Source organism: Trichlorobacter lovleyi, from assembly GCF_015239775.1.
Lineage (GTDB): Bacteria > Desulfobacterota > Desulfuromonadia > Geobacterales > Pseudopelobacteraceae > Trichlorobacter > Trichlorobacter lovleyi_B.
Genome location: NZ_CP058409.1, coordinates 2,043,847 through 2,058,514 on the forward strand (window position 1 = coordinate 2,043,847; position 14,668 = coordinate 2,058,514).

Sequence of the window (14,668 nt, forward strand, 5' to 3'; positions counted from 1 at the left end):
AAATCCGCAAAAATGGCATTCCCTATAAATATCAATTAATTAGGCGTTGCACGCTCATGCAACGCCTAATTAGTAGCGCAACTGCAACAGACATCAGCTGCTTAACAGTTTGGTCACCCGACGTTTCAGGCGTTGTGCCTCCCGTGCTGACTGACTGGCCTGGCTGATCAGGAGTTGATGCAACCCGCCCTGTTCCTGGCCATCAACCGGCTGACGCTGTTGATAGCTCCCATCCGCCTGCATCTCCCAGGCATAGCGCTGGTCAGCGGCATGGGCATCAAGCAGTTCACGTAACTGCTGTTGCAATACCGGAGACTCAACCGGTACCAGTATCTCAACCCGTGACTCAAGATTCCGCTTCATGGCATCGGCGGAGCCGATAAAATATTCCTCCTGACCACCGTTTCTGAAATAGTACAGACGACTGTGCTCCAGAAAACGCCCGACAATACTGACCACTTTGGCTGTATCGGAAAGTCCCGGCACCCCTGGTCTGAACCGGCACGAATCCCGGACATACAGATCAACCCTGACACCGGCCTGACAGGCCCGATACAGGCTTTTCACAATGTCGCCATCATCAAGGGCATTCATCTTGAATTGAATCAGCCCCCCACCCTTTTCTTGATGGAGCGTAATTTCACGTTCAATCTTATCAAGCAGAGAGCGCTTCAGCAGCTTGGGGGCAGGCAGCAGCTTTTTATAGGTCCGTTTCGGAGAGAGGCCGGTGGTCAGGTAGTTGAACAGTTCGGTCAGATCCTGGCCAATGGCATCATCACTGGTAAACAACCCCAGGTCACTGTACAGCCGGGCCGTATCCGTATGGTAATTGCCGGTGCCGATATGCACGTAACGCCGGATGCCGTTATAGTCACGCCGCACCACCAGAATCACCTTGCAGTGGGTTTTCAGCCCCACCACCCCGTAGGTCACATGGATGCCGGCCTCTTCCATCCGCTCGGCAATCCTCAGGTTGGCTGCTTCATCAAAGCGGGCCTTCAACTCCACCACCACCGCCACCTGTTTGCCGTTCTCAGCCGCCCGCACCAACGACTCTATCAACCTCCCCTCCTTTGAGGTGCGATAGAGGGTCATCTTGATGGCGCAGACCTTGGGATCATCGGCTGCCTCATTCAGAAAACGCTCAACTGAACTGGCAAATGACTGATACGGATGTTTGACCAGAAAATCTCCGCTGTTGCGGATGATATGAAAGATGTTGCGTGATGACATCAACTGGGGATGGTCTTCCGGGTGATGTGGCGGGTCATGCAGCTTGGGATGGTTCAAGCGGGCAATCTCAAACAGGTCACGCATCCCCAGCATCTCTGACACCTCGAACACATCACTGGCCTCATCAAGATCCAGCTCTGCGGCCAGACGGCCTTTATGGACCGGATCCATGCCGGGCACCACCTCAAGCCGCACAATCGGTGCAAAGCGACGTTCCTGCAGTTCTGATTCAATCATCGCCACCAGGTCGTCAGCCTTTTCTTCATCCTTCTCTGTATTGGCATTTCGGGTCACCCGGAAAAGCTCACAGGAAACCACCTTCATGCCCGGAAACAGCATATCCAGATTTGCCGCCATCACCTCTTCCAGCGGCACAAAGCGTTCCCCTTTGCCGACCCGCATGAAACGGGCCACACCGGAGCCAAGCGGCACCTTGACCCGCGCCATTGAAACATCTTTTTCACGGGGATAGCGTACCGTTACCAGCAGGTTCAGCGAAAGATTGGAGACAAAGGGAAAGGGATGGGCCGGGTCAATTGACTGGGGCGTCAGAAGCGGATAGATGTCACGTGCATACAGCTCGCGTAACGCCTTTTGTTCGCGGCTGGAGAGGTTTTTCCACCCCACCACCTCAATGCCTTTCTCGTCAAGCAGTTGCACCAACTGCCGGTACAAGACGGCTTTATCAGTGACCAGCGTGCGGACCTGAACATGGCACTCCTGCAACTGCTGGCGGGGTGTACGCCCGTCAATGGTCAGTTCCTGCACACCTGCTGCAAGCTGTTGCTTCAGACCGCCAATCCGCTTCATGAAAAACTCATCCAGATTGGCACCGACTATGGCCAGAAACTTGACCCGTTCCAGCAACGGCGTGCGGGGGTCTGAGGCCTCACTCATCACCCGCCGGTTAAAGGCCAGCCAGGTCAGCTCACGGTTCAGATACCATTGGCTGTCATCCAGGTCAAAGCTTTGCACTTCAGTCACTTTATCCGTTGGCGGTACCGCTTTAACGGCTCGACGTCGTGGCTGAGCCGCCTTCTTTACAGGGGCTGCTTCACCACCCTGGTGTACCTGATCCATCTTCTTCCCCTTATGTTTGTCAAACTTGCGAGCAGCAGTCACATGCCACCTCCGATGGTTATACTCTGATTGATTCTACACTACAGTTACAATCATGCAACAAACTGACTGACTGCTGAGCCCCGTGCACAAGGCTATAAGAAAGGCCTGATACAGGGCGCACGACGCGCAGCGACTGAGAAAAAACATCCCGTTAGGCGAAGAAACAAGCACCGTGTAACGCAGTAGACGGCTTCTGCAGTAGTTTTACACGAGGCTCAGTTTGTGCAGTTGCTACCAGGCCGGTTCTGTGGTACATCAGCTACCCCATGTCACAGCTCAACCCAGAACAGTTCATTGCCGTACACCATACTGAAGGCCCCCTGTTGGTGCTGGCCGGCGCCGGATCAGGCAAGACCCAGGTCATTACCAGCCGGATCGTCCACCTGCTTGCCACGCTTAAAGTCCCGGCAGATCAGATCCTAGCCGTTACCTTTACCAACAAGGCTGCCAAAGAGATGCAGGAACGGGTCAAACGGGCAGCAGGCGCCAAGGCGGAAGGGATGCTGATCAGCACCTTTCACTCGCTGGGGGTCCGTATCCTGCGCCGCGATATCCGCAGACTGGGCTACAAACCCAACTTCACCATCTACAGCGATAGTGATCAGGCCGGCGTGGTGCGCCAGGCCCTTTCAGACCTGAACATCGACACCAAGCAGTTTCAACCGGATATGGTGCGCTGGCAGATCTCCATGGCCAAGAACCGCCTGATTGCACCTGAGCAGTATCCCAAGCTGTCAACCAACCCGCTTGAACAGGTCACGGCAGCGGCCTATCCCCGCTACCAGCAGTTGTTGCGGGCCTATAATGCCATTGATTTTGACGACATCATCATGCTGACCGTACGGATGCTGGAAGAACTGCCCGAGGTCCGCCAGCACTGGCAACAGCGCTTCAGCTACATCATGGTGGATGAATACCAGGACACCAATGCCGGCCAGTACAAACTGATCTCGCTGTTGGCACAAAGCCACGGCAACCTCTGTGTGGTGGGTGACGATGATCAGGCCATCTATGGCTGGCGCGGTGCAGACATCGCCAATATCCTCAACTTTTCTTCTGAGCGTGACCGGTGCAAGGTGGTCAAGCTGGAACAGAACTACCGCTCCACCGGCACCATCCTGAATGCGGCAAACACCGTGATCCGCAACAATAGCAAACGCAGTGACAAGGCGCTCTGGACCGCTTCCGGCACAGGAGAACTGATCAACCTGCTGGTGGCTGACACCGATGACGAAGAGGCCCGCCAGGTGGTGGAGCAGCTCCAACTGGCGCAATACCGTGACAAGCGTCCCTGGCGCGACTTTGCCATCCTGTACCGTTCCAACGCCCAGAGCCGTGCCTTTGAAGAGGCGTTACGGATGGAAGAGGTTCCGTACGTACTGGTGGGTGGCCAGAAGTTCTTTGAGCGCAAGGAAGTGAAAGACTCACTCTCCTACCTGGCGGTACTGGCCAACCCACGGGACGAGGCCGCCCTGGTCAGGACCATCAACTTTCCCAGACGGGGAATCGGCGGTACCAGCCTGCTACGCCTGCAGCAGTGGTCCCTGGAACACAATCTGTCGCTGTACGACACCCTGGGCATGGCTGATCAGATTGAAGGGCTCAGCGAGGCAACCCGTAAGGCCGTGAATGGCTTTCATGCCATGATCAGACAGGAACTGGCAGACTTTACCAACAGCTCCATGGCGCCCCAAATTACGGCCCTGTTCAAAAGGTTGGGAATCAATCAGGAACTGTATCGTACCATCGACAACCCGCTGCAGGCCCGCAAGCGGATTGAAAACATTGAACAGGTCATCAATGCCCTGGCCAGTTTTGAAGAGCGGAACCCGACGGCAGGGCTGGCGGACTTTCTGGAGCGGATCGCCCTGTTGGAAGACAACCGGAGGGAAACCGATACTGATCAGCCCCAGGACGCCGTCACCCTGATGTCGTTGCATGCCAGCAAAGGCCTTGAGTTTCCCCAGGTCTTTCTGGTTGGCCTGGAGGAAGGGCTGCTGCCCCACCACCGCTCCATTGATGAAGACCCTGAGGTGGCAGAGGAACGGCGGCTTTGTTATGTAGGGATTACCCGTGCCAGAGAGCGCCTGACCATTTCACGGTGCCTGAAACGCCGTAAATACGGAACCTGGGAGGAGCGCCAGCCCAGCAGGTTTCTGGCCGAAATCCCGGCCGAGCTGTTTGAAGGTGGGGATGCGGAACACAAAGAGGCAGAACCGGTTGATATGGGGATGGATTTTTTTGCCAGGATGCAGAACCTGTAATAAGCAACGCCCCTGCGAGATTGGCTCACAGGGGCGTTAGCAGTTTATCCTGAAATTACTTTTGCGTGGAAACGGTTCTACTTTACCGCAGCGTTCAGATCCGCCAGTAACTGCTCCGGGTCAAGGCCATGATTAATAGCCCCCAGGTCAATCGGCTCACTCTGGGCCCCCATACAGCCGGCACAGGCCAGGTTGTACTTCTTCAGAACCTTGGCTGTTTCAGGATAGGTCCGCAACATTTCAAGAAACGTCATATCTTTGGTGATTTTAGCTATTGCCTGTGCCATACCCTACCCCCTACTCGTATTTAATCTCGATAATTTCATATTCTTTAGTGCCAGCCGGCACCTTCACCTTGACGGAATCATCCAGTTTATGTCCGATCAGCGCCTTGCCGACCGGTGAGGTGCAGGAGATCTTGCCCAATTTGATGTCAGCCTCGTCTTCACCAACGATCTTGTAGGTAATCTCCTCTTCAGATGCCGTGTCATACAGGGTAACCGTGGCTCCAAAGACCACTTTATCCGGTTTGAGTCCGGTCAGGTCAACCACATGGGCACGTGCCAGCTTGCCCTGCAGCTCCTGAATCCTGCCCTCAATAAACCCCTGACGGTTTTTGGCAGCATCGTATTCGGCATTCTCAGAAAGGTCACCATGACTGCGTGCCTCAGCAATATCCTGAATCACCTTGGGACGTTCTTCACGAATCAAACGCTTCAGCTCTTCCTGAAGTGCCTCATAACTCTCTTTGGTTAGTGGTATGTTGTTTGACATCGGTTACTTCTGCTCCTGACAAAGATAGTCCTGCAGCGGCTTAACCCGTAGTTCCTGCCCTTTCAGGGCAATAATGGCATCGACAGCGGCATTGGCTCCGGTGGCAGTGGTGTAATAGGCAACGCTGTGCATCAAGGCTTCACGACGGATTGAGAATGAGTCAGCCACGGCCTGGGCTCCCTGGGTGGTATTGATCACCAGTTGCACCTCACCGTTTTTCAAGGCATCTACAATATGAGGGCGGCCTTCCATGACCTTGTTGATCCGACGCACCGGAATACCTTTTTCTTCAAGGAATGATGCCGTACCACCGGTTGCAAGGATGCCGAATCCGGCTTTATACAGTTTTTCAGCAGCAGTGACAACATGTTTCTTATCTCCATCCCGTACGCTGATAAAGGCGTTACCGGAAAGCGGCATCTTGACGTTGGCCCCCAGCTGTGATTTGGCAAAGGCCTCGGCAAAGCTGTCGCCGATCCCCATCACCTCTCCGGTGGACTTCATTTCAGGCCCCAGGATGGTATCCACACCGGGGAACTTGACAAACGGGAAGACCGCTTCCTTGACAGAGAAGTAATCCGGCACAATGTCACCGGAGACTCCCAGCTCTGCCAGGGTTTTGCCCGCCATGATCCGGGCAGCGATCTTGGCCAGCGGACGACCGGTGGCCTTGGAGACAAACGGAGCGGTACGGGAGGCACGGGGGTTAACCTCAAGGATATAGATGGTGCCATCCTTGACTGCATACTGGACGTTCATCAGACCGATAACATTCAGTTCCAGGGCCATAACCTCGGTCTGGCGGCGTACCTCGGCAATCAGCTCCTGGGACAATGAGTACGGTGGCAGGGAACAGGCTGAATCACCGGAATGGATACCAGCCTCTTCAATATGCTCCATGATCCCGCCGATCACCACCTGCTTGCCATCGCAAAGGGCATCAACATCGATCTCAATGGCAGCATCCAGAAATTTATCCACCAGGATGGGATGTTCAGGCGAGGCCTGGACCGCAGTGGTCATATAGCGCCGCAGGTTCTCCACATCGTAGACGATCTCCATGGCCCGACCACCCAGTACATAGGAGGGACGTACCACCACCGGGTAGCCGATCCGGTTGGCCACTTCTTCAGCCTCTTCAAAGGAACGGGCCGTACCGTTGGCAGGCTGCAGCAGGTTCAGCTTGTGCAGCATCTCCTGGAAGCGCTCACGATCCTCAGCCCGGTCAATGGCATCCGGGCTGGTACCGATGATCGGCACGCCGGCCTTTTCAAGGGCCACTGACAACTTGAGCGGGGTCTGACCGCCAAACTGCACGATCACCCCCACCGGATTTTCCTTGGCCACGATCTCCAGCACATCCTCCTGGGTCAGCGGCTCAAAGTAGAGACGGTCAGAGGTGTCGTAGTCGGTGGAGACCGTCTCCGGGTTGCAGTTGACCATGATGGTCTCGTAACCATCCTCTGCCAGGGCAAAGACCCCATGCACACAGCAGTAGTCAAACTCGATCCCCTGGCCGATCCGGTTGGGGCCGCCCCCCAGAATGATGATCTTCTTACGGTCAGTTACCTCTGCCTCGCACTCTTCCTCATAGGTTGAATAAAGATAGGGGGTATAGGCCACAAACTCGGCGGCACAGGTGTCCACCCGTTTGTATACCGGACGTACCTTCAGGCTCCAGCGCAGCTCACGCACCTGGTCTTCGTTGATCTTCCAGAGCTTTGCCAGCATCTTGTCGGAGAAGCCGTACTGTTTGGCCTCATAGAGCTGGTCGCGGGTAACAGCAGTTGGATGCAGTCTTTTCAGCTCTTCTTCCTTTTCAATGATCTGGCGCATGTTATTCACAAACCAGGGATCAAAGGCGGTGTGCTTGTATATCTCATCAACGGTCATACCGCTGCGCAGGGCATCCCCCAGATACCAGAGCCGGTCTGCATTGGGAACGCTCAGTTTCTCCAGCAACAGCTGCTGCTCATGGTCAGTCAGGGATCGGCGGGTCTCACTGCCAAGATCAAACAATTTTGAATCAAAACCGCAGACACCGATCTCAAGGGAGCGGAGTGCCTTCTGGAACGATTCCTTGAAGGTCCGGCCAATGGCCATCACCTCCCCCACCGACTTCATCTGGGTGGTCAGGGTGGCGTCAGCTGCCGGGAATTTTTCAAAGGTAAAGCGCGGGATCTTGGTGACCACGTAGTCGATGGTCGGCTCAAAACAGGCCGGGGTCTCGCGGGTAATATCGTTACGGATCTCATCCAGGGTGTAGCCGACTGCCAGCTTGGCAGCGATCTTGGCGATCGGGAAACCGGTGGCCTTGGAAGCCAGGGCCGAAGAGCGGGAGACCCGCGGGTTCATCTCGATGACCACCAGACGGCCATCACGGGGATTGATACCGAACTGGATATTGGAACCACCGGTATCAACACCGATCTCGCGGATGATCTTCAACGAGGCATCCCGCAGGATCTGGTATTCCTTGTCGGTCAGGGTCTGGGCCGGGGCAACGGTGATGGAGTCACCGGTATGGACCCCCATCGGATCAAAGTTTTCAATGGAGCAGATGATCACTACGTTATCGGCGGTGTCACGCATCACCTCCAGCTCATACTCCTTCCAGCCAATCACCGACTCCTCCACCAGGATCTCGTCGGTTGGTGAGGCGTCAATCCCCACCATAGCCATCCGTTCGTACTCTTCCATGTTGTAGGCGATGCCGCCGCCAGTGCCGCCGAGGGTAAAGGAAGGACGGATAATGGCCGGGAAGCCAACCTGTTTGATGACCTCCATCACCTCTTCACGGTTATGGGCCAGGCCGGACTTGGGCACCGACAGGCCGATCTTTTCCATGGCCTGTTTAAACAGGGTACGATCTTCAGCCTTTTTGATGGCTGGCAGTTTGGCGCCGATCAGTTCGACCCCGAATTTGTCCAGTATCCCCATCTCAGCCACACTGACCGCTGTGTTGAGGGCGGTCTGCCCCCCCAGGGTGGGCAGTACGGCATCCGGACGTTCTTTTTCAATGATCTTGGCCAGGATCTCAGGGGTGACCGGCTCGACATAGGTGCGGTCGGCAAAATCAGGGTCGGTCATGATAGTGGCCGGGTTGCTGTTCAGCAACACCACCTCGTAGCCTTCCTCTTTCAGCGCCTTGCAGGCCTGAGTACCGGAATAATCGAACTCACAGGCCTGGCCGATCACGATCGGCCCTGCCCCGATAATCAGGATCTTTTTGATATCTGTTCTTTTAGGCATGTACAACTCCTTGCTAAATTAAGAAATACGATTGTTTCGTCAAGACCAAGGCGGCTGTGTGACTATGCAGAGGCAGACAGCGCACCAGATAGTCAGACGGAACAACGCCGAGACGGGCAAAAGAACGTATTTCTCAGCGAAATATGAAATAGACTGCTCCGGCCAGACAGCAGCCGGCCCAAAGGTAATCAAGTTTCAGCGGAACGCCCATATACAGTATAGCAAACGGGACAAACACAGCCAGGGTAATCACTTCCTGGGTAATCTTCAGCTGTGCCAGGCTGAAGGTGCCGTGGTAGCCGATCCGGTTGGCCGGCACCTGCACCAGGTATTCAAAGAACGCGATCCCCCACGAGACCAGAACTGCAATGAACCAGTGCCGGTTGCTCAGATTCCTTAAGTGGGCATACCAGGCAAAGGTCATGAAAATATTTGAGATAAACAGCAGGGCAACGGTTCTCATGCCGGTTCGGTTATTTCACCTGTAGCAAGATATTTTTGCAATGCTGCCACATGTTCATGGTCGGCTGCCATCATGGCCTTAAAAAGACCGTTAACCGATTGGTCATCAAAACAGAGCACTGCCTTAAGGTGTGTTTCAACCAGCTGTTCTTCCAGGCTGATTGACAGTTTCAACGCCTGTTCCGGGCTTGGCGGTGCCTGCAAAACCTTGTCATGCACCCCGCGAACAGCATCAAGGATCTTATTCAAGCGCTCAACACTGACTGAGGCATCAGGTGTCAGTTGAGACGAATAGAGCCGGCTGGCCATCAGGAACTGCTGTTCATGGTTCAGCTCTTCCCGGGCTGTCTTCTGCCACAGCTCTGAAAGTTGTGGGGATTCAGCATAAAATTGCCCGAACTGAAAGTAGAGATCGCTGACCGCTCTTTCAATTTTTGCACAGGTATTGAGTAGTTCTTTCACGAAAACCTCTTCCCGGCAAATCTAAATATGCTCCCGCTCCTGATCCAGTTCCTGCACCCAGCCGTTTTCAAGGCCAGCCTCTTCAAGCGCCGCAACTGCTGCATCATATTCATCGTGGCTTAGGGCACGATTAATCCCGTCTGTACAGGTGGCTTTCCAGGCAGGAAAATACTGGCTCATCAAGGCGATATGGGTTTCCGGTCCCAGCTGTCCGGCTATCCAGGGCAAGGTCTCGGCTGAACCAGCCCTGGCCTGTGGCAGCACCAGGTGGCGAATGATCAGCCCCTGCACCGCGATCCCGTTTTCATCAACCTGTAGCTGTCCCACCTGGCGTAGCATCTCTGTCACAGCAGACCGGTTGATGGCCGTATAGCCTGGTGCGCCGGACAAGGCAATGGCCTGAGCATCATCGGCATACTTCATGTCCGGCAGATAGACACTGACCACCCCATCCAGCAGCTGCAACGCCTCAACGGTCTCATAGCCGCTGGAGTTCCAGACTATCGGCAGGCTAAACCCCTGTGGAACAGCCAGCCAGAGCGCTGCCAGAAACTGAGGCAGCCAATGGGTGGGGGTCACCAGATTCAGGTTGTGAGCCCCACGTTTTTGCAGTCCCAGCATCCGCTTTGCCAGTTCTGCCGTGCTGATGCTCTCGCCGTTGTCCTGCTGGCTGATCGGAAAGTTCTGGCAGAAGAGACAGCGCAGGGTACAGCCTGAAAAAAAGATTGTGCCGGAGCCCCTGCTGCCGCTGATCGGCGGTTCTTCCCCGCGGTGCAGATTGGCTGAAGCGATCCGCGGCTGGAGCCCGCTGCGACACCTGCCCTGCTCACCCTTGATCCGGTTGACGCCACAGCGATGGGGACAGAGATCGCAGGACAGCAACCTGCGGTACCCCTCACGGATGCGATTCAGCAGTTCGCCTGATTGATAAAGAGCGTGGTATTGCATAAATACTTAACTAAGGCCTGCCTAACGATGCTGCACCATCATTTCAACAAACCGTCCAAACAGATACTGGGAATCATGGGGACCGGGTGACGCCTCGGGGTGATGCTGAACCGAGAAGATCGGCAGCGTACAATGACTGATCCCCTCCACGGTCTGATCATTCAGGTTTTCATGTCCCAAGCAGGCAACATCACCCAGCGATGCGAGATCGACCGCAAAGCCATGGTTCTGAGAGGTTATCTCCACAACGCGGGTGGACATATCCATGACCGGCAGGTTTGAGCCATGGTTGCCGAACGGCAGCTTGACGGTCTTACCTCCCAGGGCCAGTCCCAATAGCTGATGTCCCAGGCAGATACCGAAGATCGGCTTTTTGCCGATGAATTTACGAATCTCCTGCTGCACGGCCAGCAGCGGTTCTGGGTCTCCAGGGCCGTTACTCAGGAAGATGCCGTCAGGGTTCATGGCCATCGCCTCTTCAGCCGGGAAGGTTGCAGGAACCACGGTCACATCACAACCGGCATCCACCAGGCAACGCAGGATGTTGTATTTGATGCCAAAGTCATAGGCTACCACCTTGTATTTCAAGGTAGCGGGATCAACCTGGGGGTAGCCTTCGCCCAACTTCCAGGCACCTTCAGTCCAGTGGTACGGCTTGTCACAGGAGACACCCGAGGCCAGATCAAGGCCAGCCATGCTGGGTATGGCCCTGGCCTTGGCCACCAGCGAGGCATGGTCAAAATCCACCGTGGAGATGATCCCGTTCTGCGCCCCCTTATCCCGCAGGTGGCGGGTCAGGGCCCGGGTATCCAGACCATGGATACCAACCACACCATGCTCTTTCAGATAGGCATCCAGAGTCATGGTGGAACGGAAGTTGGAAGGAAAGTCCAGATACTCCCGCACAATAAAACCTGACAGGAACAGGCCGCGGCTCTCGATATCCTCAGGGTTGATGCCGGTGTTGCCGATCTGGGTATAGGTCATGGTGACCATCTGCCCCTTGTAGGAGGGATCCGTCAGCACCTCCTGATAACCGGTCATGGCGGTGTTAAAGACCACTTCACCGGTCACTTCACCACCGGCCCCAAATGATTTGCCTTCAAAGATGCGCCCGTCAGCCAGCGCAAGGATTGCTTTCATGCGTTTGTACTCCTGAATTCTTGATTATCTACCGGAAAATACGACGTTACCACCAACCACAGTACATGCTGCTGCACCGGTCATGGTTTCCCCCAGCCAGGGCGAGTTCTTGGATTTGCTGGCCAGAGCCGACTCCGTCACAGTCCATTGCTTAGCCGGATCAATCACGGTAATGTCAGCCACGCTGCCCGCTTTAAGTGAACCACGACCAAGACCCAACAATTCTGATGGCTTGCAACTCATTTTTTCAACCAGCTGAGCAAGGGTCAGCAGCCCTTCATCCACCAGTTTGAGTGAGAGCGGCAACGAGGTTTCCAACCCCACAATACCGTTCATGGCCTCGTTGAATTCAACATCCTTTTCATCCAGATGATGGGGGGCATGGTCAGTTGCGATGCAATCGATGGTGCCGTCCTTCAGGCCGGCCTTGATGGCTGCCACGTCATCAGCCTCACGCAAGGGCGGGTTCATCTTGGCGTTGGTGTTATAGCCCCGTACCGCATCATCAGTCAGGGTAAAGTAGTGGGGAGCAGTCTCGCAGGTTACCTTGACTCCACGGGCCTTTGCCTCCCGGATAATCCGCACGGCACCTTTGGTGGAGACATGGGCAATATGGATCGGTGCCCCGACATACTCAGCCAGCATGATTTCACGGGCAGTGGCAATATCCTCAGCCACCCGGGGAATCCCCTTCAGACCCAACTCGGTTGAGGTAAAGCCCTCGTTCATCACCCCTTCACCCACCAGCTCCAGCTCTTCTGCATGGGAGATGACCATAATGCCGATACCGGCAGCATACTGCAGGGCACGCCGCATCAGTTCAGAGTTTTTGACCGGCTTGCCATCATCAGACACCGCCACGCAACCGGACTCTTTCAGCTCCCCCATCTCAGCCAGACGGTCACCGTGCATCCCCTGGGTGATGGTTCCAACTGGAAAGACATTGCATGCCCCTTCAGTCTTGGCCTTATTAATGATGTAGGAAGCAATCGCCTTGTTATCAATGGCAGGCTTGGTGTTGGGCATGCAGCAGACAGAGGTAAAACCGCCCGCTACCGCCGCCCTGGTGCCGGAGATGATATCTTCTTTATACTCAAGACCCGGGTCGCGCAGATGCACATGCATGTCAATCAGGCCAGGAACCACGTACTTTCCCGTGGCATCAACGGTCTCAGCAGCGGCTGGTACGGCTAGGCCTTTGCCGATCTCTTTAACCAGACCGTTTTCCACCACAACATCAAGGGTATCATCAATCCCCTGGCTGGGATCAATCACTCTGCCGCCTTTGATCAGAAGATTCATATAAATCACCTCATAAAAGTAAGTTAACAAACGTCGTACTGATGCAGTCATTTTTTCGCAAGGTCAAGGCGTGCAAGGGATTGCGGCGGAGGCGTACCTTACAGTACGTTGAGCACGCAATCACACAGCACAACGCCGAGATTGCAAAAAAAAAGGGCTGCATCATTCCAGTTCGCCGCCACAGACGTGATACAGCATCGCCATGCGGACAGCAACACCGTTCTCCACCTGCTTCAGCACATGGGACTGGCTGCCGTCCACCACATAGGAGGACATCTCAACCCCGCGGTTGATCGGGCCCGGGTGCATCACCATGGCATCCGGCTTGGCCAGTTTCAGGTTCTCAGGATTAAGGCCAAAATATCGGGAATACTCACGGGTATTGGGCATCAGGGTCTTGCCCTGACGTTCCTGCTGAATCCGCAGCATGATCACCACGTCTGCATCCTGGATCGCCTCTTTCATGGTGCCACAAACCGTCACATTACCCAGCCGCTCCACGCCTGGCGGCATCATGGTGGGAGGACCGGCCAGGAAGATGGAGGAGCCCATCTTGGTCAGCCCCTGGATGTCGGAGCGGGCCACCCGGCTGTGGGTGATATCGCCCACCATTGCCACCTTGAGTCCATCCAGCCTGCCAAACTTATCCTTGATGGTCAGCATGTCCAACAGCCCCTGGGAAGGATGCTCGTGGGCACCGTCACCGGCATTGATAATGGAGCAACCAACCTTCTTGGATAAGAAGTAATGTGAGCCCGAGACCGCATGGCGCATCACAATAATATCCGGCTTCATGGCCAGCAGGTTCAGAGCGGTATCAGCCAGGGTCTCCCCCTTGGTGGCAGAGCTGTTGGAGGGGGCGATATTGACCGTATCAGCTGAAAGCCGCTTGCCGGCAATCTCGAACGAGGTACGGGTACGGGTGGATGATTCGTAGAACAGGTTAATGATGGTCTTCCCTCGCAGGGTCGGCACCTTCTTGATATCCCGGCTGTTTACCTCACGCATGTTTTCAGCAGTGGAGATCAGCAGTTCTATCTCTTCCTTGCTCAGGTCACGCAGTGCAATAATATCCTTATGCTTGAATTCCATGGTCCCTCCCCTGTTTATTTTTCAAGAACCACTTCAACCGGCTGCTGTTTATCATCAAAAGTAACTTCAACATTTTCCTTCAGACTGGTGGGGACGTTACGCCCCACAAAATCAGCCCGGATCGGCAGTTCTCGATGGCCGCGATCAATCAGCACTGCCAGTTGAATGCAACAGGGGCGTCCATGGTCCATCAAGGCATCTAGGGCAGCCCGGATGGTTCGGCCGGTAAACAGCACATCGTCCACCAGCACCACCCTCTTCCCTTCCAGGGAAAAGGAGATATCGGTCTTGCCAACTGACTTATGGGGGGCCTGCTGCTTGATATCATCACGGTACAGCGTAATATCAATTGATCCTACCGGTACCCGCTCACCTTCAATGATCTCCATACAAAGCGAAATCTCGCGGGCCAGATAGGCTCCACCGGATTGAATACCGACCAGCACCACATCTGAGAGCCCCTTGTTTTTCTCAAGGATCTCATGGGATATTCTGGTTAAAGCCCGCCGGATACCGCTGTTGTCAAGAATAACCGTCTTGGTCGTCTCACCAGCCATAGCAACCCTCCCTGGAGAATAAAAAAGGGTCCCTCCGCGCATGCACGGAAAGACCCT

At 55.0% G+C, this 14,668-nt stretch carries 12 protein-coding genes; 1 reads left to right on the plus strand and 11 read right to left on the minus strand.

The window, feature by feature from the left end; all coding sequences use genetic code 11:
- Positions 1-93: 93 nt before the first annotated feature.
- On the minus strand, positions 94-2,313 hold the full coding sequence (gene ppk1, locus FY034_RS09440; protein WP_265549887.1) for a polyphosphate kinase 1: 2,220 nt from the start codon (positions 2,311-2,313) through the stop codon (positions 94-96).
- Positions 2,314-2,621: 308 nt separating this feature from the next.
- Here ppk1 and FY034_RS09445 point away from each other — a divergent pair, with 308 nt between their 5' ends.
- Complete coding sequence (locus FY034_RS09445; RefSeq protein ID WP_265549889.1) at positions 2,622-4,619, plus strand: ATP-dependent helicase; 1,998 nt, start codon at positions 2,622-2,624, stop codon at positions 4,617-4,619.
- 77 nt (positions 4,620-4,696) lie between these two features.
- On the opposite strand, the gene FY034_RS09450 is transcribed toward FY034_RS09445, so the two are convergent.
- The 10 genes from FY034_RS09450 to pyrR all read right to left on the minus strand — a co-directional run bounded on the left by FY034_RS09450 (position 4,697) and on the right by pyrR (position 14,611).
- The gene (locus FY034_RS09450; protein WP_265549891.1) at positions 4,697-4,906 is read right to left on the minus strand and encodes a DUF1858 domain-containing protein; all 210 of its coding nucleotides are present in this window, start codon (positions 4,904-4,906) and stop codon (positions 4,697-4,699) included.
- A gap of 10 nt (positions 4,907-4,916) precedes the next feature.
- Positions 4,917-5,393: a transcription elongation factor GreA gene (gene greA, locus FY034_RS09455; RefSeq protein ID WP_012470133.1), complete on the minus strand. Its 477-nt coding sequence runs from the start codon at positions 5,391-5,393 to the stop codon at positions 4,917-4,919.
- Between the two features lie 3 nt (positions 5,394-5,396).
- Entirely contained in the window at positions 5,397-8,645 is a 3,249-nt protein-coding gene (gene carB / locus FY034_RS09460; RefSeq protein ID WP_265549893.1) for a carbamoyl-phosphate synthase large subunit, read from the minus strand.
- A 133-nt stretch (positions 8,646-8,778) separates the two neighbouring features.
- The gene (locus FY034_RS09465) at positions 8,779-9,108 is read right to left on the minus strand and encodes a DMT family protein (RefSeq protein ID WP_265549895.1); all 330 of its coding nucleotides are present in this window, start codon (positions 9,106-9,108) and stop codon (positions 8,779-8,781) included.
- A complete protein-coding gene (locus FY034_RS09470) occupies positions 9,105-9,569 on the minus strand; it encodes a hypothetical protein (protein ID WP_265549897.1) in 465 nt (154 codons plus the stop codon). The genes FY034_RS09465 and FY034_RS09470 overlap by 4 nt, the downstream gene beginning before the upstream one ends.
- A 21-nt stretch (positions 9,570-9,590) precedes the next feature.
- Positions 9,591-10,517, minus strand: a complete 927-nt coding sequence (locus FY034_RS09475; protein ID WP_265549899.1) for a radical SAM protein — start codon at positions 10,515-10,517, stop codon at positions 9,591-9,593.
- A 21-nt stretch (positions 10,518-10,538) separates the two neighbouring features.
- Positions 10,539-11,660: a glutamine-hydrolyzing carbamoyl-phosphate synthase small subunit gene (gene carA / locus FY034_RS09480; RefSeq protein WP_265549900.1), complete on the minus strand. Its 1,122-nt coding sequence runs from the start codon at positions 11,658-11,660 to the stop codon at positions 10,539-10,541.
- A 24-nt stretch (positions 11,661-11,684) separates the two neighbouring features.
- On the minus strand, positions 11,685-12,962 hold the full coding sequence (locus tag FY034_RS09485) for a dihydroorotase (protein WP_265549902.1): 1,278 nt from the start codon (positions 12,960-12,962) through the stop codon (positions 11,685-11,687).
- Positions 12,963-13,124: 162 nt separating this feature from the next.
- Positions 13,125-14,054 carry an aspartate carbamoyltransferase catalytic subunit gene (locus FY034_RS09490; protein WP_265549904.1) on the minus strand — a complete coding sequence of 310 codons (930 nt, stop codon included), beginning with the start codon at positions 14,052-14,054 and terminating at the stop codon, positions 13,125-13,127.
- Positions 14,055-14,068: 14 nt separating this feature from the next.
- Positions 14,069-14,611, minus strand: coding sequence for a bifunctional pyr operon transcriptional regulator/uracil phosphoribosyltransferase PyrR (gene pyrR / locus FY034_RS09495; RefSeq protein ID WP_265549906.1), 543 nt, complete (start codon positions 14,609-14,611; stop codon positions 14,069-14,071).
- Positions 14,612-14,668: the final 57 nt, after the last annotated feature.

Bases quoted from the DNA above. Each gene is read 5' to 3' on its own strand.
- FY034_RS09485 (WP_265549902.1), bottom strand. From the start codon at position 12,962: ATGAATCTTCTGATCAAAGGCGGCAGAGTGATTGATCCCAGCCAGGGG.
- FY034_RS09450 (WP_265549891.1), bottom strand. From the start codon at position 4,906: ATGGCACAGGCAATAGCTAAAATCACCAAAGATATGACGTTTCTTGAA.
- FY034_RS09465 (WP_265549895.1), bottom strand. From the start codon at position 9,108: ATGAGAACCGTTGCCCTGCTGTTTATCTCAAATATTTTCATGACCTTT.
- ppk1 (WP_265549887.1), bottom strand. From the start codon at position 2,313: ATGGATCAGGTACACCAGGGTGGTGAAGCAGCCCCTGTAAAGAAGGCG.
- FY034_RS09475 (WP_265549899.1), bottom strand. From the start codon at position 10,517: ATGCAATACCACGCTCTTTATCAATCAGGCGAACTGCTGAATCGCATC.
- carA (WP_265549900.1), bottom strand. From the start codon at position 11,660: ATGAAAGCAATCCTTGCGCTGGCTGACGGGCGCATCTTTGAAGGCAAA.
- pyrR (WP_265549906.1), bottom strand. From the start codon at position 14,611: ATGGCTGGTGAGACGACCAAGACGGTTATTCTTGACAACAGCGGTATC.
- carB (WP_265549893.1), bottom strand. From the start codon at position 8,645: ATGCCTAAAAGAACAGATATCAAAAAGATCCTGATTATCGGGGCAGGG.
- FY034_RS09445 (WP_265549889.1), top strand. From the start codon at position 2,622: ATGTCACAGCTCAACCCAGAACAGTTCATTGCCGTACACCATACTGAA.
- FY034_RS09490 (WP_265549904.1), bottom strand. From the start codon at position 14,054: ATGGAATTCAAGCATAAGGATATTATTGCACTGCGTGACCTGAGCAAG.
- greA (WP_012470133.1), bottom strand. From the start codon at position 5,393: ATGTCAAACAACATACCACTAACCAAAGAGAGTTATGAGGCACTTCAG.